The 23,619-nt window shown below is 67.4% G+C and carries 18 protein-coding genes; 8 read left to right on the forward strand and 10 right to left on the reverse strand.

The window, feature by feature from the left end; translation table 11 throughout:
- The first annotated feature begins 2 nt into the window (after positions 1-2).
- Positions 3-1,559, forward strand: coding sequence for a cellulose binding domain-containing protein (locus ABZ004_RS33190; protein WP_355685196.1), 1,557 nt, complete (start codon positions 3-5; stop codon positions 1,557-1,559).
- Positions 1,560-1,625: 66 nt separating this feature from the next.
- Here ABZ004_RS33190 and ABZ004_RS33195 read toward each other — a convergent pair whose 3' ends face one another.
- Positions 1,626-2,360 carry a hypothetical protein gene (locus ABZ004_RS33195; RefSeq protein WP_355685197.1) on the reverse strand — a complete coding sequence of 245 codons (735 nt, stop codon included), beginning with the start codon at positions 2,358-2,360 and terminating at the stop codon, positions 1,626-1,628.
- Between the two features lie 63 nt (positions 2,361-2,423).
- On the reverse strand, positions 2,424-3,296 hold the full coding sequence (locus tag ABZ004_RS33200) for a LysR family transcriptional regulator (protein WP_355685199.1): 873 nt from the start codon (positions 3,294-3,296) through the stop codon (positions 2,424-2,426).
- A gap of 71 nt (positions 3,297-3,367) precedes the next feature.
- On the opposite strand from ABZ004_RS33200, the gene ABZ004_RS33205 reads away from it, so the two are divergent.
- Positions 3,368-4,591: an MFS transporter gene (locus tag ABZ004_RS33205; protein WP_355685200.1), complete on the forward strand. Its 1,224-nt coding sequence runs from the start codon at positions 3,368-3,370 to the stop codon at positions 4,589-4,591.
- Here ABZ004_RS33205 and ABZ004_RS33210 read toward each other — a convergent pair.
- Both ABZ004_RS33210 and ABZ004_RS33215 read right to left on the reverse strand, forming a co-directional pair.
- The gene (locus ABZ004_RS33210) at positions 4,580-5,509 is read right to left on the reverse strand and encodes a helix-turn-helix domain-containing protein (RefSeq protein ID WP_355685202.1); all 930 of its coding nucleotides are present in this window, start codon (positions 5,507-5,509) and stop codon (positions 4,580-4,582) included. The genes ABZ004_RS33205 and ABZ004_RS33210 overlap by 12 nt on opposite strands.
- Positions 5,510-5,514: 5 nt before the next feature.
- A complete protein-coding gene (locus ABZ004_RS33215; RefSeq protein ID WP_355685204.1) occupies positions 5,515-7,236 on the reverse strand; it encodes a glycoside hydrolase family 18 protein in 1,722 nt (573 codons plus the stop codon).
- A gap of 431 nt (positions 7,237-7,667) precedes the next feature.
- Here ABZ004_RS33215 and ABZ004_RS33220 point away from each other — a divergent pair, with 431 nt between their 5' ends.
- Entirely contained in the window at positions 7,668-8,489 is an 822-nt protein-coding gene (locus tag ABZ004_RS33220; RefSeq protein WP_355685206.1) for an HAD-IB family hydrolase, read from the forward strand.
- A gap of 303 nt (positions 8,490-8,792) precedes the next feature.
- Here the strand turns inward: ABZ004_RS33220 and ABZ004_RS33225 are convergent, their stop codons facing one another.
- Complete coding sequence (locus tag ABZ004_RS33225; protein WP_355685208.1) at positions 8,793-9,584, reverse strand: cell filamentation protein Fic; 792 nt, start codon at positions 9,582-9,584, stop codon at positions 8,793-8,795.
- A gap of 26 nt (positions 9,585-9,610) precedes the next feature.
- Here ABZ004_RS33225 and ABZ004_RS33230 point away from each other — a divergent pair, with 26 nt between their 5' ends.
- Both ABZ004_RS33230 and argS read left to right on the forward strand, forming a co-directional pair.
- A complete protein-coding gene (locus ABZ004_RS33230; RefSeq protein WP_355685210.1) occupies positions 9,611-11,845 on the forward strand; it encodes a CDP-glycerol glycerophosphotransferase family protein in 2,235 nt (744 codons plus the stop codon).
- Between the two features lie 135 nt (positions 11,846-11,980).
- Positions 11,981-13,681 (forward strand): arginine--tRNA ligase, encoded by a 1,701-nt coding sequence (gene argS, locus ABZ004_RS33235; RefSeq protein ID WP_355685212.1) that lies wholly within the window; start codon positions 11,981-11,983, stop codon positions 13,679-13,681.
- 11 nt (positions 13,682-13,692) lie between these two features.
- On the opposite strand, the gene ABZ004_RS33240 is transcribed toward argS, so the two are convergent.
- Complete coding sequence (locus ABZ004_RS33240; RefSeq protein WP_355685214.1) at positions 13,693-14,856, reverse strand: serine hydrolase domain-containing protein; 1,164 nt, start codon at positions 14,854-14,856, stop codon at positions 13,693-13,695.
- Positions 14,857-15,032: 176 nt separating this feature from the next.
- Here ABZ004_RS33240 and ABZ004_RS33245 point away from each other — a divergent pair, with 176 nt between their 5' ends.
- Entirely contained in the window at positions 15,033-16,016 is a 984-nt protein-coding gene (locus ABZ004_RS33245) for a GNAT family N-acetyltransferase (RefSeq protein ID WP_355685216.1), read from the forward strand.
- A gap of 61 nt (positions 16,017-16,077) precedes the next feature.
- Here ABZ004_RS33245 and ABZ004_RS33250 read toward each other — a convergent pair whose 3' ends face one another.
- Positions 16,078-17,595, reverse strand: a complete 1,518-nt coding sequence (locus tag ABZ004_RS33250) for an MFS transporter (protein WP_355685218.1) — start codon at positions 17,593-17,595, stop codon at positions 16,078-16,080.
- A gap of 134 nt (positions 17,596-17,729) precedes the next feature.
- Here ABZ004_RS33250 and ABZ004_RS33255 point away from each other — a divergent pair, with 134 nt between their 5' ends.
- A complete protein-coding gene (locus ABZ004_RS33255) occupies positions 17,730-18,326 on the forward strand; it encodes a helix-turn-helix domain-containing protein (protein ID WP_355685220.1) in 597 nt (198 codons plus the stop codon).
- On the opposite strand, the gene ABZ004_RS33260 is transcribed toward ABZ004_RS33255, so the two are convergent.
- From ABZ004_RS33260 to ABZ004_RS33270, 3 genes are read right to left on the reverse strand one after another with little or no spacing between them, the layout of a single operon-like run.
- Positions 18,297-19,511 carry a DUF2786 domain-containing protein gene (locus ABZ004_RS33260; RefSeq protein WP_355685221.1) on the reverse strand — a complete coding sequence of 405 codons (1,215 nt, stop codon included), beginning with the start codon at positions 19,509-19,511 and terminating at the stop codon, positions 18,297-18,299. The genes ABZ004_RS33255 and ABZ004_RS33260 overlap by 30 nt on opposite strands.
- A 47-nt stretch (positions 19,512-19,558) precedes the next feature.
- Positions 19,559-20,512: a sigma-70 family RNA polymerase sigma factor gene (locus ABZ004_RS33265; RefSeq protein ID WP_355685223.1), complete on the reverse strand. Its 954-nt coding sequence runs from the start codon at positions 20,510-20,512 to the stop codon at positions 19,559-19,561.
- A complete protein-coding gene (locus tag ABZ004_RS33270; protein WP_355685225.1) occupies positions 20,509-21,939 on the reverse strand; it encodes an MFS transporter in 1,431 nt (476 codons plus the stop codon). The genes ABZ004_RS33265 and ABZ004_RS33270 overlap by 4 nt, the downstream gene beginning before the upstream one ends.
- 246 nt (positions 21,940-22,185) lie before the next feature.
- Here ABZ004_RS33270 and ABZ004_RS33275 point away from each other — a divergent pair, with 246 nt between their 5' ends.
- Positions 22,186-23,580 carry an FAD-binding oxidoreductase gene (locus ABZ004_RS33275; protein ID WP_355685227.1) on the forward strand — a complete coding sequence of 465 codons (1,395 nt, stop codon included), beginning with the start codon at positions 22,186-22,188 and terminating at the stop codon, positions 23,578-23,580.
- Positions 23,581-23,619 lie beyond the last annotated feature (39 nt).

A 23,619-nucleotide genomic window follows, 5' to 3' on the forward strand; every position in this document is an offset into this window, starting at 1 on the left:
TCATGAAACGCAAGAAGTACCTGTCCGTAGCAATAGCAGCGATCGCAGCAGTAGTGGCATCGCTGATCGTCATCCCGGCTGCTCAGGCCGCCGGTGTGAGTGCCTCCTTCACCAAGGTGTCCGACTGGGGTAGCGGATTCGAAGGCAAGGTCACCGTCACCAACGGCACGACCAGTTCAGTCAGCACCTGGTCGGTGGCGCTGGACTTCCCGTCCGGCTACACCATCAGCAGCTCGTGGGACGCCACCAGGAGCAGCAGTGGCCAGACGCACACCTTCACTCCGCCAAGCTGGGCGGGACCGTTGGCACCTGGCGCCAGCGTCACCTTCGGCTTCAACGGCAGTCCAGGGAACTTCCCAGGGATCGCGGCATGTCGCCTGAACGGCGGTTCCTGTGCAGGAGGCGGTGGTGGTGGCACTGTGCCGGGGGCGCCCGCAGGACTCTCCGGTACGTCGACTTCGTCGTCCGTGAGTTTGTCTTGGTCGGCCGCTAGCGGGGCCACCAGCTACAACGTCTACCGCAACGGTTCGAAGGTGGGCAGCCCGACCGGTACGTCGTACACCGACTCCGGTCTGACCGCGAGCACCAGCTACAGCTACCAGGTCAGCGCATCCAACGCGGCAGGTGAAGGCGCCAAGAGCGGCGCCATCTCGGTCACGACGCAGTCGGGCGGCACCACGCCCCCTGCCAGTAAGAAGGCCGCGCCGTACATCTACATGGGCTGGGGCGACCCGCCGAACCCGGCGACGGTCATGAACGCCACCGGCATCAAGTGGTTCACGATGGCCTTCATCCTGTCCTCCGGTGGCTGCAACGCCGCCTGGGACGGCAGCAGGCCGTTGCAGGGCAGCGCCGACGCCAACGCGATCGCAGCAATCCGTGCGGCCGGCGGCGATATCGTGCCGTCGATCGGCGGCTGGAGCGGCAACAAGCTCGGCCCGAACTGCAGTACGCCGGAGGCTCTGGCCGGCGCCTACCAGCAGGTGATCAGCGCCTACGGCCTGAAGGCGATCGACATCGACATCGAGAACTCCGACGAGTTCGAGAACGAGGCCGTCCAGGACCGGATCCTGAACGCGCTGAAGATCGTCAAGCAGAACAACCCCGGGATCCAGACGATCCTGACCTTCGGCACCTCGACCACCGGCCCGAACTACTACGGCAACCGGCTGATCGAGCGTTCGCAGGCACTCGGTGCGAACATCGACATCTTCACGCTGATGCCGTTCGACTTCGGCAGCGGCAACATCTACAACGACACGGTCGGCGCTTCCACCGGTCTGAACAACAAGCTGAAGGCGACCTTCGGCTGGACCACCGCGCAGGCCTACGCCCACCAGGGCATCTCCGGGATGAACGGCCTGTCCGACCAGCAGGAGATGACCACGACGGCGACCTGGCAGAACATCACCAACTGGGCCAGGACCAACGGGCTCGGCCGGCTGGCGTTCTGGTCGGTGAACCGCGACCGCGGCTGCGCGGGCGGCGGCGTCGTCTCCAACTGCAGCGGGATCGCCCAGGGCGACTGGGACTTCACCCGGATCACTGCAGGTTTCTAGCGGCCTGAGTACGGCGGGCGGTCGCCCCCTCCGCCCGCCGTACAGGGTTCAGCAAAGTACGAGAGTTCAGAAGATGGTCTGGACGATCAGCTCATTGCGCGCGTTCTGGCCGAGCGGCTCGGTGGTGTGGACACCGTCACGCAAGTACATCGTCGGCGACATCCGCGACGGCTTGGCGGCCAGAAACTCCGCCCAGTGCACGATCTTCAGGTTCGGGTACCGCTTCTGCGCGTCGGCGAGCTGCAGGTTGATCCACCCGCTGTTGCGCTGATCGGCTAGCTGGATCGCGGCGCTGTACTTGGTCCGGCACGCCTGGACGTTGACCCAGTAGACGGTGCGAGTGGAGCCGACGATGCTCATCGTCCGATCGACCTGAGCAGCGAACACGGGCGGGTTGAAGATGTCGTTCGTACCGGTTGCCATCAGGATCCGCGACGGCAACCCATAGGTGGCTGACCAGTCCTCCAGGACATCGACGCTGGGGGCCGTCGGGCGGCCGTTCCAGTTGTTGACCGCGAGCAGGGTGTCGAAATCGTGCAGCCGCTCGGCCAGTGCATGCCCGTCCTGGACAGAGATGCTGTCGCCGAACATGTAGATGCCGCCCGCGTTCCGCACTGCACGGATGATCTCCGGCGTGGAGATCGCGTTGCCCCACTCCTGCCACGGGCCGAGCTCACCCGAGCCGTAGTCGTCGGCCGCGTAGGCGTTGGTGGTTGAGGCAACCGAGGCGACGGTCGCTACCGCGCCGGCTGCGAACAGTTGCCTTCTGCTGGGCTTCAAGGACTTCCATGACTTCTCCACGCGAAGACCTTGCCTGTCAGAAGTCCGCCACGCCAAGGGTTCTTGCAGCAACCTGCAGAGAAGTCACCAGGCGCGCACGAAAGCCCGGAAGCGTTCTGCTGCTGGGGAAAGCTCCCGGTGCAGCCGCCACGTCAGGCCGATGTCACGACGAGCCCGTACGCCGGCCAGCGGCACCGGCGTCGCTCCGCTCTCACTCCCTCGTACTGCGCCGCCCGGCAGCACCGCGACGCCGAGGCCCGCGCCGACCAGCCGATCCATGATCCCCAGGTCGGTGGTCTCGAACGCCACCTGCGGAGTGAACCCGGCGGCGTGGCAGAGCTCGTCCGTGACCCGGCGGAAGCCGAAGTCGGGTCGTAGCGCGATGAACTGCTCGTCAGCCGCCTCCGCCAGCGAGACCCGCTTCAGCCCGGCTAGCCGGTGATCCGGTGGAACGTAGAGACACAGCCGCTGCCGCTCGAGTAGATGCCAGCCGAAGAGCTCCGTCGACGGTCGCGGCCCGGTGATACCGAGCTCCGCCTCACCGGACTCGAGGTCGCGGACGATCTCGTGGGACGGCTCCTCCCGCAGGGCGAAGCGAAGCGAAGGAGCCTCGCGCCGGAACGCCGTGAGCAGATCCGGCACGACCCCGGTGCCCACGGAGTGCATGAAAGCCAACCGCACAGTGCCCGACTCGGGATCGGCCAGCGCGTCGATCCGCTGCTGCGCCGCATCCACTGCGGCAACGCCAGCCCGTGCCGCCTCGAGCACGATCCGGCCGGAGGGATTGAGCACCAGGCCGCGGTGCTCACGCTCGAACAGCCGTACGCCGAAAGCGTCCTCGACCCGGCGGAGCGATCGGGACAGATTCGGCTGGCTGGTGCCCAGAGCAGCCGCGGCATCGGTCAGCCGCTCGGCCTCGGCCAGCACCACGAACCAGCGCAGATCCTCGACGTGCATACGGATAACGTATCAATTCATGCTGATCTTGACATTTTACGTATGCCAGCGGATTTGAGACCGTCGATCATGTGCAGACAATTCCGGAGACCACCACGGCGGGCTACCTGCCAGGTGATCCCGGGTACCGTCGGCTGTCTATCGCTCTGTTCGCAGCAGGCCTGGCCACCTTCGCCATGCTCTACAGCACTCAGGCACTACTTCCGGAGCTGGCCCAAGAGTTCCACGTGTCGCCCGGCGAAAGCGCCTTCACCGTCTCCCTCGCGACCCTCGGGCTCGGCATCGCGCTGCTGGTCGCTGGACCACTCTCAGAGGTCGTCGGCCGCACCAAGCTGATGCGGTGGTCCGTGGCGATCGCTGCAGGTATTGCGGTGCTTTGCACCTTCGCGCCGAACTGGCCGACCCTGCTGGCGTTTCGAGGTATCCAGGGCGTCGCGTTGGCCGGCCTCCCCGCAGTCGCGATGGCGTACCTGAGGGAAGAGGTCCACGAGAGCCGCCACGCTCGAGCCAGCGGGTTGTACGTCGCCGGGACCGCAGTAGGAGGTATGACGGGACGCCTGGTCGCCGGTGGCCTCGCGGACCTCGGAGGCTGGCGGTTAGCACTCGGCGGGGCCGCTGTGCTCGGTGTGATCTGCGCAGCGCTCGTCGGCCGGCTGTTGCCCGCGTCGCGGAACTTCGTGGCGACTCCGCCGAGGATGCGGCGATTGGTGGAGCAGACGGTCCGGGTCTTGAGGGATCCTGCTCTGCTTGCGCTCTACGGCATCGCTGCGACGTCCATGGGAGCGTTCGTCGCGGTCTACAACGCCACCGGGTTCCGGCTCGCAGCAGCGCCGTACGGGCTCGGCCCTGGATTGGCAGGGCTGGTGTTCACCGTCTATCTGGTCGGCTCGGCCGCCTCCGCAGTGGCAGGCAGACTGGCGGATCGCTATGGACGACGTGCTGTTGTTCCGGTCGGAGGCCTGATCACCCTGGCCGGAGTCGCGACCACCTTGGCGGGGCCGCTACCACTGATCGTCCTGGGGCTCGCAGTGATGACAGCCGGGTTCTTCGCAGTCCACGGTGTTGCGAGCGGCTGGGTCGCCGTCCGCGCCCACGCAGGCGGTGGCGGAACAGGGCAGGCAGCAAGCCTCTACCTGTTCGCCTACTATCTCGGCTCCTCGGTCTTCGGCGGCGTGGCCGGTACTGCGTGGACGCACGCCGCCTGGCCCGGTGTCGTCGTGGAAGCCACTGGCCTCCTGCTCATCACCCTGTTGCTGACTCTCCTCCTGCGTCGGACCCCGAAGCTAGATCAGTAGGCCGCGTTGGCCTGCTCGTAGACCCGCTTGGAAGCGGGTCGTGGCATCCAGGGACTTCAGAATGCGCTGCATACGGCGTTCGACAGTTCGCTGGGCGACACCAAGGCGGCGGGCGATCGCCTGATCGGTGAGCCCAGCAGCGGCGAGCGCCAGCAACTGGTGATCCTCCGCACTGAGCGGCCCGTCGCCGGACGACTCAGGAGTGAGCGACGTCGCCTGTTGCCAGAGCAGTTCGAACAACCGGATCAGTGCATCGAGCAGACTGGACGCGCCCAACTCGATGACCTCCTGCCCGGTCTGCAACAACCCCGTACGCCGGTCGGCAACCACCAGCTTCAGGGGCACGTCGCTGAGCATCCGGCAACTCGCTCCAGCACTCCGAGCAGCAGCCAGCTCGGCCGGGTTGCCGAGGGCAGCCATGTCGTAGATCGTCCGGTAGCTCACCCCGTATGCCCGACGAGGCTCCACCGGCAGTACGACGTACGGCGGTTTGTCGAGCACCAGCACTTCGCTCTGGGCGCTCTGCTGCGCCTGGTAGAACCGCTGGGCGATCGCCTGCTCCCCACGGATCACGGTGAACGGTCCGGACTCATGCGCAGCCCGGAACTCCTGGGTGAGGACGGAAGCGCTGAGCCGCGCCTGAACGATCGCGGCCTGCTTGCGGAGAGCCAGGAGCTCCACCGCTGCTTCTGGGACGGCAGGGGTGTACTGGGCCGGGCGCCCCGCAGTACGGGATGCCAGGCCCAGCGACAGCAAAGACCTCAGGTGCCGGGCCACCTTCGCGGTGGCCCAGCCCGTCTCACTGACGAGGTCGGTAGTAGTGGCTTCCGGCCGGGCCAGAAGCGCTCGGTAGAGCTGCTCGTCCTCGTAGCAGACTCCGAGCGCTTCAAGCACCTGCACGGGTCGGTAGTTGTGCATACCGGTCAGGGGAGTGCGTGGACGTGGGGACCGACCGAGTTGGAGAACCCGTTGCCGTTCGAGGCGTCCCAGTTGGTCGACCAGGTCATCGCGCCGCGCAGCGTCGGCCACGTGGTGCTCGGCTTGAAGCTGCCGCAGTTGGTGCCCCGGGCGAGGCAGTCCAGTGCGTTGTTGACGATCGTCGGCGAGACATAGCCGCTACCGGCCGCCTGAGACGAAGCAGGCAGACCGAGACCGACCTGGTCCGGCCGCAGCCCGTTCTGCAGCATGATGCAGGCCTGCGCGGTGATGAAGTCGACACTGCCCTGGGAGTAGACCTGCCCGTTGCAACCGTTCATCGCGCCCGAGTTGTAGTACTGCACGTTGACGATGGACAGGATGTCCTTGATGTTCAGCGCCAGCTTGAAGTACTCGAACGAGGTGCTCTGCATGTCGATCGTCTGCGGCGCCATGGTGATCACCAGCCCGGTACCGAAGCTGCTGCGCAGGCTCTGCAGCGCCTGACCCATGTACTGCGCGTTGACGCCGTTCTCCAGGTCGATGTCGACCCCGTCGAAGCCGTAGTCGCGCAAGATCGACAGCGCACTGCTCGCGAAGTTCGAGGCGGCCGTGGAGTTGGTTACCGAGATGGTGCCGTTCTGGCCACCGACGGACAGGATGACCTTCTTGCCGGCCGTGTGCTTGGCAGCGATGTCGGACTTGAAGTCAGCCACTGTGTAGCCACCCAGCCGGCTCGAGAGGCCCGAGTCCAGAGTGAAGGTGATGCCACCCGGCCGGCTCGGGTCGGTGTCGGCGAAGGCCACCGCGATCAGGTCGTAGTTGGCCGGTACATCCCGGATCCGCTGCGGCGTGGCGCCGTTGTCGAAGTTGTGCCAGTAGCCGGTCAGTACGTGCTTGGGCAGGCTGCCGGTCGGTGGCGGGTCGGTCGGGCCGCTGGACGTCGTACCGGACACGGTCGCGCCGTACGCCGAGCAGTTGCCGGCTGCGTCACAGGCACGCACCTTGAAGCTGTAGCTGGTACTCGGGCTGAGACCAGTGGCTGTCCAGCCGGTGACGTTCCCCACGCTCTGCGGGGCGCTGCTACCGCGAACCACGTCGTAGTGGTCTACACCAATGGCGTCGGATGAAGCCGACCAGTGGAGAGCCAACGAGTTGGAGGTGGGACTGCCCACAGTGAGGCCAGCGGGCACGGTCGGCGCGGTGGTGTCCGGCGGAGGGCCGGTGCCACCAGGACCGTCCAAGACGATGTCGTCCGCCTGGTACGCCGGTACGCCGTACCAGCCGTGGACGTAGATCGTCACCGTGCTCGCCGAGGAGCTCGTGGTGAACGTGGTGGTCAGCTGATTCCAGGAGCTGTTGGTGCTCCACGTGCTGGTGCCGCCATCGGCACCGATGTACACGTTCGAGCCCTTGACCCAGGCCGACAGCGTGTACGCCGTACTCGGCTTCACCGAGATCGTCTGGCTGCAGTGGGCGGTGTCGCCCGAGGTGGGGGTGCCCTGGAGCGCCCAGGTGCCGCCGTGCGCCGAGCCGCTGACGGCGGCGCCGGTACCGGCCGAGCAGGACCAGCCGGCCAGGGTGCCGGTTTCGAAGGTCCCGTTCGTGACGAGGTTGGTCGCAGCGGAGCTGGTGCCGGTGAGCAGGAGTACGCCGGCGACGGCGAGGACGGTGGACAGCAGAGTGGAGATGATCGCGACGGTGGTGCGGGGGCGGGTTCGCGGGTTCATGACTCACAAAGTGTGACCAGTCAACTACATTGTCAAGACCCTACATAAAGTGGGAGCGCTCTCACGCCCAGGAAAAGAAAAAATGAACAATTCTCTAACCCTGAGCGGGTGAGAACTGGAAGAGGAAAGGCGACGGCCCCCGGCGGGGGGGTGACCGGGGGCCGTCTTCGGCCACGGGCTCGGGGGGAGGAGCCGGGGGCCGATCAGGAGGCGACAGTCTGCCACTGTCGAGGAGTATGTACCCCCCGAAACCGGATCCCACACATCTCAGTTCCGTAAAACTGAGACCGCTTTCTCCGGGCATCCGGACGTCCTGAAGAGGCCGCCCGAACCAGTGTCACTGTCACACTGCTCATCAGTCTAACGGGAGAGTAGGCCACACGAAAGACCGGGCCCCTGGGCGTTTCGCCGGACCCCCTATTCTCGACCCCATGGAGCACCTGGGGAGATCCCGATCGGCCGCCTTCTTCGACCTGGACAAGACGATCATCGCCCGCTCCAGCACGCTGGCCTTCTCCCGCCCGTTCTACGCCGGCGGGCTGATCAACCGGCGGACGGTCCTGCGCAGTGCCTACGCCCAGTTCGTCTACCTGCTCGGTGGCGCCGACCACGACCAGATGGAGCGGATGCGGGACTACCTGTCCGCTATGTGCACAGGCTGGGACGTCGAAACGGTCCGCTCGATCGTCGCCGACACCCTGCACCACATCGTCGACCCGATCGTCTACGACGAGGCGGTCACGCTGATCGAGGAGCACCGGGCGGCCGGCCGGGACGTGGTGATCGTGTCCTCCTCGGGCTTCGAAGTGGTCGAGCCGATCGGTGCGATGCTCGGCGCCGACAAGGTGATCGCCACCCGGATGGTCGTTGCTGAAGGCAAGTACACCGGCGAGGTCGAGGAGTACGTCTACGGCCCACACAAGGCGACCGCGATCACCGCGCTGGCCGCGGCGGAAGGCTATGACCTGAAGGATTCCTACGGCTACTCCGACTCGATCACCGACGAGCCGATGCTGGCCGCCGTCGGGCACCCGTTCGCGGTGAACCCCGATCGCGCCCTCCGCCGGGTGGCGGTTTCGCGCGGCTGGCCGGTGCTCGACTTCAGCAAGCCGGTCGCCCTGGCCGAGCGCACCCGCTTCCATGAGGTACGCCGTCCCGCGGTCGCCGCGACGCTGGTCGGCGCCGGCCTGGCGGCAGCCGGAGCGTTGCTCTACGTGGCCCGCCGACGCACGCGCGGCCACGACGCTGGGTGACAGATCCTCAATTCCTACAGCTTCATGCTGCAATTTCACAGCTTCATGAAGGCGCTTCAACCCCTTCCCAGGAAGGGCTTTGCGGAGTACAAATGAACCATAACGGACGAGGCCTTCCAGCCGAAGTCCTGTAGAGATTGCACGGCAGCCAGGCACCCACGCGGCGACCAGCCCATCCCAACCGGGCAGCACGACCTCATGGCCGAACCCAACGGATCGGACCGAGGCGGCAGACAAGGTGCACGCTTGGTAACCCGGATGGCGTGCCAGCGACGGCGCTCTCGCAAGAGAGCGCCGTTCGCATTACTTCTCTTGTTGCGTAGAGATGTTGAGCGGTGAACGTTCCGCCCCGAGTGCGACGACCTCACACGACCGCAACAGCCAGTCCCGGACGCCGACCAGGCCGCCACCGGCATATTCCCGCAATCCCTGCGGATACGTACCGGCCAGTTCGCAATGCCCCACCTCCGGCACCGTCACCGACACCGGATCGATGCCTCGGGCAACCAACAGCACTCGCTCGGCAGCCCGGGCGACCAGGCCGTTGGCGGTCGGGAAAGGCCGCAGTACCGCCAGTTCCGCGTGCACGATCGCGGCGACGACGATCCCCGGCGCACTCGTCGGCCGGGTCAGCGCCTGGGCCAGGCCGTGCAGCCTCTCCCACATCTCGTCGGCACCGGGCGCCGGCGGGAGACCGGGGATGTCATCGGGCAGCGGCTCGCGACTGGTGCGCAGGTGACCCAGCTGGTCCTCGTCGCCGAGTTCGGCAGCGGCCAGCTGGTGCAGTCTGGTCCAGACCTGTACCGGCGTTTTGTCGACCGACGGTGCGAGGCTCATCAGCTCGCCGGTCATCCGGACGGCTCCGAGCCCACGAGGGTCAGCGGGCCCCCGGCGTACCTGGTCCAAGGTCTCGGGGCTGCCGGCCAGCTTCGCGGAGGCATGGGCGCCTCGGAGCAGGGCCTCGGCGGTCATGTCGGCGCCGACCTTGCGCAGGCCGCGGTCGCGGAGCAGGACGTCGACGGCATCCCGGGCGGCCCGCGCGGCCGACCCGACGCCTTCCAGCGTCGCCAGCGGCTCGAACACGTCGGTGGTCATGGTCCCAGACCCTAGGATGGCGTCTCATGGCCGCCAGCACCGACCCCGCCGGGGTCCCCAGGTTCAGCATCGTGGTCCCGTGTCACAACGCACGGGCCTGGCTGCGAGCCTGCCTGGATTCGGTGCTCGGCCAGTCCTTCACCGACCTCGAGGTGATCGGGGTGGACGGCGCCAGCACGGACGGCTCCGGCCGGATCCTCGACGAGTACGCCGCGGCCGATCCCCGGGTCCGTGCGGTGCACCTGACCGAGGACATCGGGCTGGGACTGACCCGGAACGCCGGTCTCAAGGAGTGCCGCGGCGAGTACGTGCTGTTCCTGGACGCCGACGACGTCTACCTGCCCGGCTCGCTGGAGGCGATCTGGGCCCGGATCACCGACACGAACCGGCCGGACCTGGTGATGTTCGACTACGAGCGGATCTTCTGGGACGGCAAGGTGGTCCGCAACCAGCGGCACGACGCGTTCGCCCGGGAGGGCCAGGGCGTCTTCACCGCGGCCGAGCGGCCGGTCTTCCTGACCTTCCTCGAGGTGATCTGGAACAAGGCGTACCGGCGCGACTACCTCAGCCTGCACGGCTTCGTCTTCACCGCCGGGTACTACGAGGACGTGCCCTGGACGTACTCCACGATGCTCACGGCCGGCCGGATCGCCACCCTCGACCGGGTCGTGGTGCACTACCGGCAGCACCGGACCGGCGGGAACATCCACGCCACCCGGACCCGGCGGCAGTTCGACATCTTCGACCAGTACGACCGGGTGCACGCGTTCATCACCGCCGATCCCGAGCTGGCCGGCTGGCGCAAGTTCGCCTTCGATCGCTCGCTGGACCACATCCTGGCCGTGCTGGCCAAGCCCGAGCGGGTCTCCCCCGACGACCGGGCCGAGTTCTTCCATGCGGGCGCCGCCTTCGCGAAGCGGTGGAAGCCGGAGGGGTACACCGCCGAACGGACCGGCCGGGGCCTGCGCCGCTGGCAGCTGATCCACGACGACTACGCGACGTACGCGACGCTGAAGGTCAGCGGCAAGGTGCTGCGCGGGAGCACCCTGATCCCGAGTCCGCGCAAGGCGGTCGACAAGCTGCTGCACCGCGAGCTGGATCCGAACCTGGCGCTCTACTGCGCGTACTGGTTCAAGCAGTACGCCTGCAACCCGCGGGCGATCTTCGAGAAGGCGGCCGAGCTCGCTCCGCAGATCCGGGGAGTCTGGGTGATCGATGCGGACCACGTCGCCGCGATCCCGGACGGCGTGGAGTACGTGGTGGCCGGCTCCCCGGCGTACGAGAAGCTGTTGAACAAGGCGACGTACTTCGTGAGCAACATGAACCTGCCGGCTGCGGTCGAGAAGCGTGAGGGGCAGATCCACATCCAGACCCAGCACGGCACTCCACTGAAGACGATGGGCACGGATCTGCGGCACTTCCCGGTCGCGGCGAAGGATCTGGATCTGGAGGAGCTGATGCGCCAGGTCGATCGGTGGGACTACAACATCTCGTCCAACCGGTACTCCTCGGAGATCTGGGAGCGGACCTATCCCTCGCACTTCGAGGAGCTCGAGTACGGGTTCCCGCGCAACGACCGGCTGCTCACGGCGACGCTGGACGAGGTGCGCGCGATCCGGGCGTCGTTCGGGTTCGACGACTCGCATCTGGTGGTGCTCTACGCACCGACCTGGCGGGACGGACTGGACGCCGTACGGACTCCGACCGGTCTTGTCGATCTTGGCGGCACCGGGATCCATCTGGATCTGGATCGACTGGCGGCCGCTGTCGGTGAGCATGGGCGGGTGCTGGTCCGGACGCACTACTCGCTGTCGAAGCACCCGTCGGTGCACTCGGATCGGGTTGTGGACGCGTCGGACTACCCGCGGGTGGAGGACCTGATGCTCGCGGCCGACGTGCTGATCTCGGACTACTCGTCGATCAGCTTCGACTACGCGAACCTGGACCGGCCGATCATGCTGCTGGTCGACGACAAGGGAACGTACGAGAACACCCGCGGCACCTACTTCGACATCACCGAGTTTCCGCCGGGTCTGGTGGCGCGGTCGGCGGAGGAGTTGCTGTCCGCGTTGCAGACCGGCCGGTTCGCCTCGGCGGAGGCGGCCAAGCACCGGCAACTGTTCCGGGAGAAGTTCTGCGAGTTCGACGACGGGCGGGCGGCCGAACGCGTCGTACGGCGGATCTATCTCGGCGAGACCGACCTGCCACCGGTGACCCCGTTGGCGGATCGGCGACCGGCCCCTTCGCCACATCGGCTCTGAATCATGCATACTTGAGCCATGTCGACCTCACCGGTGATCGCAAGCGCCCTTCGCGCTGCCGCCGGCCTGCGACGACGACGCACTGTCTGAACACCTCAGTCCTGTTCCAGTGCTTCGTTTCAAAGGATCTTCGTCATGTCTGCCTTCCTGCCTGTTCTCGCTGCCCGGTTGTCCGCTGCCGCAGGCGTTGCCTTCGGTACGCCGTACGCGGAGGTCGACCCGGAGTTGCGGGCGGCAACGAAACCCGAGTTCGGCCATTTCCAGACCAGCCTCGCGCTGAAACTCGCCAAGTCGCTCGGACTGCCGCCTCGCGTCGTCGCCACACAGTTGGCGGCCGCGGTCGACCTGGAGGAGCTCTGTTCGGTGTCGATCGCGGGGCCGGGTTTCGTCAACCTGACAATGCATTCCGCGGTGCTCGCTTCGGCTGTGAACTCGCTGCCTGGGCCGTTGGAGAAGCGGGGCGAGTTGGTCGTGGTGGACTACTCCCAGCCCAACGTGGCCAAGCAGATGCACGTGGGGCACCTGCGGTCCACGGTGATCGGGGACGCGCTGTGCAACGTGCTGAGTTATGTCGGCTACGAGGTTGTCCGGCAGAACCATGTGGGTGACTGGGGTACGCAGTTCGGGATGATGGTCGAGCAGGTGCTGTTCGAGGGGTTGCAGGTGGAATCCCTCGATATCGAGGGGTTGCAGCAGCTTTACCAGCGGGGGCGGAAGCATTTCGACAGCGAGCCCGGGTTCGCGGATCAGTCGCGGGCGCGGGTGGTGTTGCTGCAGTCCGGCGACGCCGAAACCCTCGCGATCTGGGAGCAGATGGTCGAGGTGTCGCTGGTGGAGTTCGACCGGCTGTACGCCGTACTGGGGTCGCCTTTGAAACGGTCGGATGTCGTTGGGGAGAGTGCTTACAACGACCAGCTGCCAGGGATTGTGGAGGATCTGGCGGCGGCTGGGTTGTTGACGGAGTCGGAGGGGGCGCAGTGTGCGTTCCTGCCGGGGTTCGTGGGGCGGGACGGGTCGCCGCTGCCGGTGATTGTGCGGAAGTCCGATGGTGGGTTCGGGTACAGCGCGACGGATCTCGCGGCGGTGCGGTATCGGGTGGCGGAGCTGCACGCGGATCGGATCATTTACGTGGTGGACCATCGGCAGGGGCTGCATTTCCAGCAGATCTTCGCGCTGGCTCGGAGCGCGGGGTGGCTTCCGGAGGACGTTCCTGCTGAACATGTTGCCTTTGGCACTGTGCTCGGGCCGGACGGGAAGCCCTTCAAAACAAGGGATGGCGGCACTGTTCGGCTGGCCGCGTTGCTGTCGGATGCGGTGGCGAAGGCCGCTGCCTTGCTGGCTGAGCGGGACCTGGCGGAGGTGGAGCGGGCGGCCATCGCAAAGGCGGTGGGGATCGGAGCGGTGAAGTACGCGGATCTGTCGAGCGACCGGATCAACGACTACGTGTTCGACCTCGACCGGATGGTGGCGATGTCGGGGAACACCGGGCCGTACCTGCAGTACGCGCATGCGCGGCTGACGCGGCTGCTCTCGAAGGCTGACGAGGCACCTGGTCCGGTGACGGTGCTGACGGGGCCGGCGGAGCAGCGGCTTGCGTTGCTGCTGACCGGCTTCCGCGACGTCGTAGTACAGGTTGCTGAAACGCTGCAGCCCCACAAGCTCTGCACGTATCTGTATGAGGTCGCTAGTGCGCTGTCATCCTTCTACGAGACCTGTCCGGTGCTCACGAGCACTGGTGAGACGCGGGCCAGCCGGCTAGGCCTCTGCGCCGCGACCCGGCAGGTGTTGCAGGATGGTCTGGGCCTACTCGGCATCAAGGCCCCCGACTCCATGTGAGGTTGCTGATCTCAGCTAGGGCAGAGGGACTTTTCTAGGAGGGTGTCGACGGCCTGGTCGGTGGAGTTGCGGTCGGGGCCCCAGGGGGTGAGGGAGACGGTGAGCTGGCGGCGGCCGTCTTCGGTGGTGAAGGAGTAGGTCAGGTAGGTCAGCGCGTCACCGTCGTTGCCGTACGCCGTGATGCCGCAGGTCAGCGTGCGTTGGCGGAGCCCCAGGCCGTAGGTGCTGCCGGCCGGCGGCTTCTTCATCAACTCCAGCAGGTCGCGCCGAACCAGCTTGCCGTGCAGCAGCGCGTCGAAGAAGCGGTTCAGATCCCTAGTGGACGAGACGAGCTCGCCGGGCGCCCCGAAGACGGAGGGGTTCATGACGGTCAGGTCGAACGGCTGACCGTCGACCGGTAGGTAGCCGTGCAGATGCGGGCCGTGGATGAACGGGTCGGTGCCGGGCATCGTGGTTCCTTGCAGGCCTAGGCGATCGATCACCCGGTGCTTGATCTCGGAGCCGTAGGAGTGCCCGGTGACGCGCTCGATGATCATGCCGAGAAGCTGGTAGCCGGCGTTGGAGTACTTGTACTTTCCTTGCTCCGTGCTCGGGTGGGCGGCCGCGAGTTTCACCATCTCCCACGGGTCCCAGGTCTTCCAGCGGACGGCGAGGAAGGCCGACGGCGGGTTGAGCGGGAGGTCGCGCATGTAGTCGGCGAGACCACTGGTGTGGGTCAGCAGTTGCTGGACCGTGATGGTCTCCGCATTCGGTACGACGCCGGCGGTCTGCGGTAGCAGGTTCACGAGTTTGTCGTCGAGACCGATCTTGTGCTCCTGGACCAACTGCAGAACGACTGTGGCGACGAAGGTCTTGCTGACACTGCCCGCCCGGAAGAGGTCTTGATGCTCCGGCTTGCTGCCGTTGAACTCGGCAGCTCCGCTCGCGCTGCGCCAGACGCCATGGTCGGTGCGGACTTCCGCGACCGCGCCGACGGCGCCGGCCGCAACGACGGCGTCCAGCGCCTGCTGCAGACGGGCCGGTTGCTTGGCGGCCGGTTCCTGGACAGCCGGTTCAGGGGCAGCCGGTTCAGGGGCAGCCGGGGCTGAGGTGGCAGTAGCCAGGGAGGTTGCGACGGTGAGAGCTGCGGTCGAGATCGCAAGAGCGGCGGTGAGGATCCGGCGCGGGGTGGGCATCGTACGGGTCCCGTCTGTGGGTGATCGATTGCCCACCTATGCTCGCGATCCTGAGCCCCTACCCACATCCGGCAGCACCCTCGCCATTCCCCTGACCGACCTCCGCCAAGCCCTGACCTGCGTGATGAGGCAAATTGGAATGCCGTTGGCACAGGCCGGCGCTACCGTCGGTGGGTATGGCGACATTCGAGGGGTGGCCGGCCGGGATCGAGGCCCGGCCGATCGGCAAGGCGGATACGCAGGCGTGGGCGGAGCTGCTGGCGGCCAAGGAGAAGGTCGAGCAGGCCGGCGAGAACTACGACGCCGAGGACTTGCAGGAGGAGCTCGAAGATCCGGGACTGGATCCCGGACTCGACACGATCGGGCTGTGGGCCGACGGGGTGATGGTCGGCTACGGCAAGGTGCAGGCGCCGGACAGCGTCGTCGACCTGCATCGGGTCCGCTCCGAGGGGACCATCCATCCCGAGTGGCGCGGGCGGGGACTTGGTGCCGCACTCCTCGGCTGGATCGAAGGTCGGGCCGCCGAGCTCCATGCGGAGCGTCGCCCCGGTACGGCCGGCGAGATCAACACCATGGCACTCGCGACGAACACGGCCGCCGGCGAGTTGCTCACGAGTCGCGGCTTCGAGGCCTGCCGCTACTTCTTCCACATGCAGCGGCCGTTCGACACCGCGATCCCCGGCCTCGAGGCACCGGCCGGGCTACGGACGGTCGGCTACGACCCGGCGTACGACGAGGCGCTCCGGCTGACCCACAACGAGGTGTTCCTGGACCACTGGGGTTCCAGCCCGCACGACCCGGATTCCTGGAAGACCTGGTTCACCGGAAGCCGGGCCTTCCGGCCGAACCTGTCGTTCCTGGTCCTCGACGGCGAGGAGATCGTGTCCTACTCGCTCGGCTACGAATGGGTCGCCGACACCGCGGTGACCGGCATCCGCGAGGTGTACGTCGGCCAGGTCGGTACTCGTCGTACCCACCGCGGCCGCGGCCTGGCCGGCGTCACCCTGTCCAAGGTGATGGCCGCGGCCGCAGCCGGCGGATTCCAGCGGGCTTCACTGGGCGTCGACGCGGAGAATCCGACCGGCGCCCTCGGCCTCTACGAAAGCCTTGGCTTCACCGTCGAGTCCAAGACCATCAGCTACCGCCGCCCGCTCGGCTGAGGATGTAGCCGGCAGCGGCGGCCGGACCCCTCAGACCGGTCGCCGCTGCCCGTTGGTGACATCAGACGTGCGTGTCGAGTACTGCGTCCTCGATGGTGGCCGGGTCGATCCTGGTCGCCGGAGCCTGGTTGCGCCGGACCCACGGGCGGACGCCCAGGATGATGACGGTGAGCGTCAGGGCGGCGTAGATCGCGGAGCCGATGAAGGCCGCGTGGACACCGTCGGTGAGGACCTCGCGGGCACGTTCGGTGGCGTCGCCCGAGCCGCCGTGGGCGATCGACGAGCGGCTCGCGGTCCCGAAGATGGTGACCAGGATGCCGAGGCCGAGGGCGCCGCCGACCTGCTGGAGGACATTCAGCAGACCCGATGCGGCGCCGGCGTTCTCCGGCTGTACGCCGGCCAGCGCCCGGCCGGTCAGTGGGATGAAGATCATCCCGGCGCCCAGCCCGAACAGCACCAGCGGACCGACGACCCCGGTCAGGTAGTGGCTGTCGGTGGTCAGGCGGGTCAGCCACAGCATGCCGACCGTCACCGAGATCCCACCGGCGATCATCAGCTTGCCGCCGTCGACCTTGCCCAGCAGGCGCGGCACGATGCGGGACGCGGTGAAGAGCAGACCGGTCAGCGGCAGGAAGGACAGTCCGGCGGCCAGCGGGCTGAGCCCGAGCACACCTTGCAGGTACTGGGTGAGGAAGAAGAACATCCCGAACATCGTGCCGACGACCAGCAGCATGGTCAGGTACGCCGCCACCCGGTCCCGGTCGCGGAACAACCGCAGCGGCACGATCGGGTGGCTGACCCGGCGCTCGATCAGCACGAAGGTGACCAGCAGGACCAGGCCGGCGGCGAAGGCGACCAGCACCTCGGCCGAACCCCAGCCGGCCTCGGCGACCCGGATGAAGCCGTAGACCAGCGAGGTGATGCCCAGGGTCGAGGTCAGGGCACCCGCGATGTCGAACTTGCCGGTCTCCCGCGGGGTCTCCGCGAGCACCTGACGGGCGGCGATGACGAGTCCGATCCCGATCGGCACGTTGATGAACAGGCCCCAGCGCCAGGAGACCCAGTCGGTCAACATGCCGCCGACGACCAGGCCGACGCTCGCGCCACCGGAGGAGACCAGGCTGTAGAGGCCGAGTGCCTTCAGCCGCTCCGGGCCTTCCTTGAAGGTCAGCATCAAGAGGGTGAGGGCGGCCGGGGCCGCGATCGCGCCACCGATGCCCTGCAGGACACGGGCGGCGAGCAGCAGTTCGGCGGTCGGGGCGAGACCACCGAGAAGGGACGCACCGGTGAAGACGCTGACACCGGTGATGAAGACCCGGCGGCGGCCGAGCAGGTCGCCGGCGCGGGCGCCGAGCAGGAGCAGACCGCCGAAGGCGAGTGCGTAGGCGTTCTGCACCCAGGACAGGTTGGACGGGCTGAAGTCGAGGGCGTGCTGGATCTTGGGCATCGCGATGTTCACCACGGTGCCGTCCAGGATCACCATCAACTGGGTGACCAGGATGACTGCGAGGACCACCGACGGCCGCCGCGCAGGCGTACCGGTGGAGGCGCCGCTCGGCGCCGCAGATGTTGCCGACATAAGAGTGACTTGCTCCTTCCCCCGGAGGGGCTAGAGTTGAGAACAGCAGAAGTGGAGTGCTCCTCCGGATACAATACGGAGGGTACCTCCGCTTTATCAAGTGATTTGTCGTGACGACTTTCGAGGAGGCCCGCATGAGCACCCAGCCGTTGCCGTGTACGCGGCCGTCCAGGGCGGATGCGGCACGGAACTACGACCGGTTGGTGGCGGCGGCGCGCGAGGCCTTCGCCGAGCACGGGACCGACACGTCGCTCGAGGAGATCGCCAAGCGCGCAGGAGTCGGCATCGGGACGCTGTACCGGCGGTTCCCGAGCCGGACCGCCCTGCTCGAAGCTGTCTACGTGGACGAGATCCAGTCGGTCTGCGACCGGGCTTACGGATTCGCCGACAAGCTGGGACCGTTCGACGCGCTCGAGGCGTGGCTGCGCAGTTTCGTCGGCTACAGCATCTCGAAGAAGAGCCTGGCCGGCGAGCTAACGCTTGCCCTGGGCAAGGATTCGGAGTTCTTCACGGCCTGCAAGGTGAATGTGAACGAAGCCGGCAGCCTGCTGCTGAACCGCGCGAAGGCCGCCGGAACCGTGCGGCCCGAGCTGGAGTTGATGGACATCCTGCGGCTGGTCGGCGGCATCACGATGGGTCGCGAGATGTCCGCCGAGCAGGCCAACCGCCTGCTCGACATCGTCATGGCCGGCCTCAAGCCGTCAACGGCTGACCGGGCGGCGAGTCTGTAGCTGGGCCTGGTCGGCGGCGCTCAGCCCGGCGGCCCAGCCGGCCCCGTTGGATACTCTCGTACGCCGCGTGGTCGTGGTGGGGAACAGCTTCACGAAGAGCGCCTCGACCTGTTCCTCGCGTTTGCTCAGCACCGGCAACAGCCGATCCGCATCAGCCTCCGGTACGGCGGCGCGCGTCGTCTCCGCCGCCGCTTGGAGTCGCTCGCCGATGCGTTGCGCGTAGGCCATCAGGAACGACTGCCGGAACGACCGGGTCCTGGACTCGCCGCGATGACCGAAATGCTTGCCAGCAGCAAGCATCGCGCGATTCGCCTGCACCAGCAGGGAAGTGCTGAGCAACTCCGTCAGCTGCAGGTCCAGCTCGGCGCCCACGATCGTGACCACGGCGAGCTGCTCCATCGAGACCGTCCGGCAGTTGTTCGCGAACGCCACCACCCCGACCAGCTGCGCCTTCGCCGACACGTACGGCGTATCGACCCAGATCCGCCGCGCGCCGGAGTCGTCGTCGAACTCATGCTCGGGCCCGGCCTCCACCAGCGCGCGATCGAGGGAGAACTTCGCCATCAGCTCCTGTGCCTTGGCCGACAACGCCTCGGCCTCGTCCGGGAAGTCGGTCGCCTCGGCCTTCGCCAGCAGGCCACGGATCCGGGCGAGCATCTTGCCGCTGGCCGGTGTGGCATGGACGGGGCGACCCGGTAACGCAGCACCGGGAAGTGGATACAGCCGGGCGATCGCGGGCAAGGCCTGGAGGAACCCGGCCAGCGCCAGCGCGTGGTGGAGCGCCAGGTAGCGCGGGAGCCGGCGATCGGCCGCCCACGCGGTCAACCGGAGCTCGGCGTACGGCGTACTGATGCCCAGGTCGGTCAGTTGATCGAGCCAGCGGGGGTCGATCGACTTCGCCGGGTAGGAGCGGTGCTCCGAGGCGATTGCCGCGAGCAGCAGGGACTCGACAACCTGGTCGAGCTTGCGGCGGCTGTGCTGGACGACATCGCCGGGCGCCCAGCCGCGCGACCAGGCCGTCTTGAGCAGACCTTCCAGGGCGCTCTGGAGACAACGATCCACCTGCGCCTGGTCGCGTTCGTCGTACTGGCCGAGCTGGGCCAGGTAATGATCGGCCAGTCGCTCGTCCAGGGCGATCGCAGCCGCCGCCATCGGCAGCATCCGCAGGATTTCGTCGTCGGTCACGCTCCGAAGTCTCCCATCCCGGAGCAAAGGCCCGCTCGCCGTTGGACTCAGCCTGTGGACAACCGGCTCACCGGCAAGCCGAACGAGGGGAACAAGTCCGGCTGATGGAAGGAGAAGACGGACGACACCCCGGCCTTGGTGAGCGTCAGTACCGACAGCGAATGCGCATGGAACACGTCGTCGCGGCCTCGCACGTACCAGGCGAACGCGGGTTGGCCGTTCGCCGACGTCTCCACCAGGATTCGGCGCCCCTCCCCCTTGAGGACCTTTGCCTCGAGCAACCGCCGAACGTCCGCGCGTCCGTGGAACCAGGTGGGAATAGGTGGCATCTCCCAGCGCGTGTCCTGAGTCAGCAGACCTTCCAGCGCGACCAGGTCAGCCTTCTCGAACGCTTTGGCGTACTGGTCGAGCAGCGCACGGCGTACGGGCTCGTCCGGTTCGCTGAACTCCTCCTCGGCGGGTGCGAGCCGGGCAATCTCGGCACGGGCGCGCTGCAGCGAACTGTTGACCGCTGTAGTCGACATGTCCAGGAACTCGGCCACATCACCTGCAGGCCAGGCCAGCACTTCCCTTAGTACCAGTACTGCGCGCTGCCGCGGCGGGAGATGCTGCAGTGCAGCCACCATCGCCAGCCGGAGACTCTGTCGAGTACCGACGACAGCAGCCGGGTCCGCGTTGACCATGAGGTCAGGGAACGGCTCCAGCCAGCTGACCTCCAGTGCCTGCGGCACTATGTCCTCGGGGTCGGCACCAGGTGCGCCGAGCGCGGACGGAATCATCCGGCGGCTGCTGTGCTGCAAGGCGTTCAGGCAGACGCGGGTAGCGATCCGGTAGAGCCAGGTCTTCACCGAGGACCGGCCCTCGAAGTCCGCGAAGCCTCGCCAGGCCCGCAGGTACGTCTCCTGCACGGAGTCCTCCGCATCGTGCAGCGACCCGAGCATCCGGTAGCAATGCGCGACCAGCTCCCCGCGGTGCAGGGCGAACTCCTCCTCGAGATTCATCCCACCTCCTCCACCTCTACCGAACGCGCCGCGGCCGGCACAACGACGGCCGCCGTACGCCGGCCGGTGAGCCCGAGTCCCGCGACAGCCCCGATCACCGACAGTACGCCGCAGACCACCATCGCCCGGCTGAACCCGGAACTGAACAACGCCGGCGATCCGTAGCCGCCGCCGGCCGCGAACACGGCAGCCAGCACCGCGACTCCGACCACCCCGCCGAGCTGCCGCATCATGCCGTAGATCCCCGACGCGATCCCGACCGCCTCCCGCGGCACCGAGCCGGTACCGGCACTCTGCGCGGCCGGCATCGCCATCGAGATCCCGCACCCCGCCACGATCATCGGAGCCACCAGCGCGAGGTAGTGCACGCCCGGATCCGCGACCAGTCCGATCCACGCCATGCCGAGCCCGTTCAGGACCAGCCCGGTCACCACCAGGGGACGTTCGCCGATCCGGTCCACCAGGCGCCCGGCGATCGGCGCCACCACGAACAGCGTCGCGGTCCAGGGCAACAGCTGCAGACCCGCCAGGAGCGGTCCCGACCCGAGGACGGCCTGCATGAACTGGGAGACGAAGAACACCGCGCTGAAGAGCGCCGCGGAGAGGAAGAAGCCGGCCGCGTTCCCGGCCGAGAACGCCCGGATCCGGAACAGGGCGAGCGGCACCATCGGCTGCGGAGCCCGCTTCTCCCAGGCGAGGAATCCCAACAGCAGCAGGGATCCGAACACGAACGAGCCGATCACCTCGACGCTGCTCCAGCCCACCACCGCAACACGGATCACACCCCAGACCAGGCCGAGAACCGCCAGCGTGATCAGCGTCGCGCCGCGCGGATCCAGCCGGCGTACGACGCCCTTGCTCTCCGGGATCCGCCGCAGCACCAGGGGAATCGCGACCAGGCCGACCGGGACGTTGATCCAGAAGATCCATTGCCAGGCCAGGCCTTCGGTGACGGCTCCGCCGATCATCGGGCCGCCGAGGACCGCCAGGCCGGTGATCCCGCTGAAGACTCCGATCGCCCAGCCCCGGCGCTCGGCCGGGAAGGCGGCGCCGAGGATTCCCATCGCCAGCGGCATCACCACGGCCGCGCCGGCCCCTTGCAGCGCCCGGGCGGCGATCAGCCACGGGACCGAGGTCGCCATCGCGCAGCCGATCGACGCGAGCGTGAACAGCGCGAGGCCGGCCGCGAAGGTGCGGCGCCGGCCGAGCCGGTCGCCGAGGGCCGCGGCGGTCATCAGCAGCATGGCGAAGCTCAGGCTGTAGGCGTTCACCGTCCATTCCAGTTGTTCCATCGAGGCGCCCAGATCGCGCCGGATCGTGGTCAGCGCCGCGGCCACCACGAGCACGTCCAGGGCCACCATCACCGAGCCGATCGAGGTCAGCGTCAGCACCCAGCGCTGCTCGACGGTGGATCGTTCGTTACTCAAAGCTCCTCCAGAAAATCGCTGTCACTGGTACTGACCAGCTACAGCGGGCGGAATCATCGGTGCGATGAGTTCCGGTCCTCGGCGCGGTCTGAAGAAGTGAGAACAACCGATGGAGCGCACCGGGGCCACCCAGGTCGGTGGTTACGCCGGGAACCAGCGCCGCGCGATGGCTTGCCCGAAAGGACGCTGTCAGGACATCGGAGCCGCCGTAGGGTGACTGTGAGTAGTCAATCCGGGAGGACTCTTGTGACTCAGACGGCCAGTAGCGGGATCGAGGAGCTACGGACACGGTTCGGTGGGCAGGTGCTCGGCCCGGACGACGCGCGGTACGACGAGGCGCGCAAGGTCTGGAATGCCGACATCGATCGCCGGCCGGCCGTGATCGCACGCTGCCAGAGCGCGGCCGATGTCCAGGCCGCCGTGCTGTACGCGACCGAGCACGCTCTGGAGATCTCCGTGCGTGGGGGTGCGCACAGCATGTCCGGGGCGGCCGTCGTGGATGACGGGCTGATGATCGATGTCAGCGGCCTCAAGGCGATCACCGTCAGCCCGTCGAGCAAGCGGGCTCTCGTCGGTGGCGGTGCGACGCTGGCCGAGCTCGATGCGGCCACCCAGGCGCACGGACTCGCCGTACCGGCCGGGGCGATCAGCCACACCGGCGTCGCCGGGCTCACTCTCGGCGGCGGGATGGGGTGGCTGACCCGCAAGCACGGGCTCAGCCTCGACAACCTGGAGTCGGTGCAGATCGTCACCGCGGACGGGGAACTGCGCCGAGCTGCGGGGGACGAGAACCCTGAGCTGTTCTGGGCCGTCCGGGGTGGTGGCGGGAACTTCGGTGTGGTGACCGAGTTCGAGTTCCGGCTGCACGAGGTCGGGCCGATCGTCCAGTACGGCCTGCAATTCTGGGGACTTGATGAAGGCGCCGACGTACTGCGGTTGGCCCGCGACCTCATCCCGGCGCTACCTCGTGAGTTCAACGTGGTGATCGGTTGCGTCAGTGCGCCGCCTGCGCCGTTCGTCCCCGAAGAGCTCCGGGGCCAGCCTGGCTACGCATTGATCGTCGTCGGCGTGACCAGTCCGGAAGCACACGAAGAGGTGCTGGCGACGATCCGCGAGACGCTGCCGCCGTTGTTCGAGGTGGCGACGCCGATGCCCTACACGGAGCTGCAGAAGTCGATCGACGAGGGCAATGCCTGGGGATTCCACTGCTACGACAAGGGTTCGTACCTCGAGGACCTGTCGGACGAGGCGATCCAGGTGATCACCGAGCAGTGGCCGCTGCGCCGGTCGCCCTTGTCCAACACGCTGTTCTATCGCCTGGACGAGGCCTACTCCGAGGTCGGCGAAGACGACACCGCGTTCGGCGGCGGCCGCTCCCCGCGGTACGCGGTCTTCATCGTGGCGATCTGCCCGACCCCTGAACTGCTGGATCACGACCGCGCCTGGGTCCGGTCCTTCTGGGAGGCACTGCGCCCGCATGCGATCGGCATCGGCGGCTACGTCAACGCGATGGCCGAGAGCGAGGACGCCCGCGTCCGGGCGACGTACGGGCCGAAGTACGAACGGCTGGCACGGATCAAGGCGATCTACGACCCGGGGAACGTGTTCCACCGGAACGCGAACATCAGGCCCGCGTCTTAAGGCTGGTTTAAGGGGCCGGGGCAAGGATCTCCCTCAAGG

It is taken from the genome of Kribbella sp. NPDC006257, from assembly GCF_040613535.1.
In the GTDB taxonomy this organism is placed as follows: domain Bacteria; phylum Actinomycetota; class Actinomycetes; order Propionibacteriales; family Kribbellaceae; genus Kribbella.

Coding starts and splice junctions, on each gene's coding strand:
- ABZ004_RS33190 (WP_355685196.1), top strand. CDS start 3: ATGAAACGCAAGAAGTACCTGTCCGTAGCAATAGCAGCGATCGCAGCA.
- ABZ004_RS33200 (WP_355685199.1), bottom strand. CDS start 3,296: ATGCACGTCGAGGATCTGCGCTGGTTCGTGGTGCTGGCCGAGGCCGAG.
- ABZ004_RS33210 (WP_355685202.1), bottom strand. CDS start 5,509: ATGCACAACTACCGACCCGTGCAGGTGCTTGAAGCGCTCGGAGTCTGC.
- ABZ004_RS33215 (WP_355685204.1), bottom strand. CDS start 7,236: ATGAACCCGCGAACCCGCCCCCGCACCACCGTCGCGATCATCTCCACT.
- ABZ004_RS33220 (WP_355685206.1), top strand. CDS start 7,668: ATGGAGCACCTGGGGAGATCCCGATCGGCCGCCTTCTTCGACCTGGAC.
- ABZ004_RS33225 (WP_355685208.1), bottom strand. CDS start 9,584: ATGACCACCGACGTGTTCGAGCCGCTGGCGACGCTGGAAGGCGTCGGG.
- ABZ004_RS33230 (WP_355685210.1), top strand. CDS start 9,611: ATGGCCGCCAGCACCGACCCCGCCGGGGTCCCCAGGTTCAGCATCGTG.
- argS (WP_355685212.1), top strand. CDS start 11,981: ATGTCTGCCTTCCTGCCTGTTCTCGCTGCCCGGTTGTCCGCTGCCGCA.
- ABZ004_RS33240 (WP_355685214.1), bottom strand. CDS start 14,856: ATGCCCACCCCGCGCCGGATCCTCACCGCCGCTCTTGCGATCTCGACC.
- ABZ004_RS33245 (WP_355685216.1), top strand. CDS start 15,033: ATGGCGACATTCGAGGGGTGGCCGGCCGGGATCGAGGCCCGGCCGATC.
- ABZ004_RS33250 (WP_355685218.1), bottom strand. CDS start 17,595: ATGTCGGCAACATCTGCGGCGCCGAGCGGCGCCTCCACCGGTACGCCT.
- ABZ004_RS33255 (WP_355685220.1), top strand. CDS start 17,730: ATGAGCACCCAGCCGTTGCCGTGTACGCGGCCGTCCAGGGCGGATGCG.
- ABZ004_RS33265 (WP_355685223.1), bottom strand. CDS start 20,512: ATGAATCTCGAGGAGGAGTTCGCCCTGCACCGCGGGGAGCTGGTCGCG.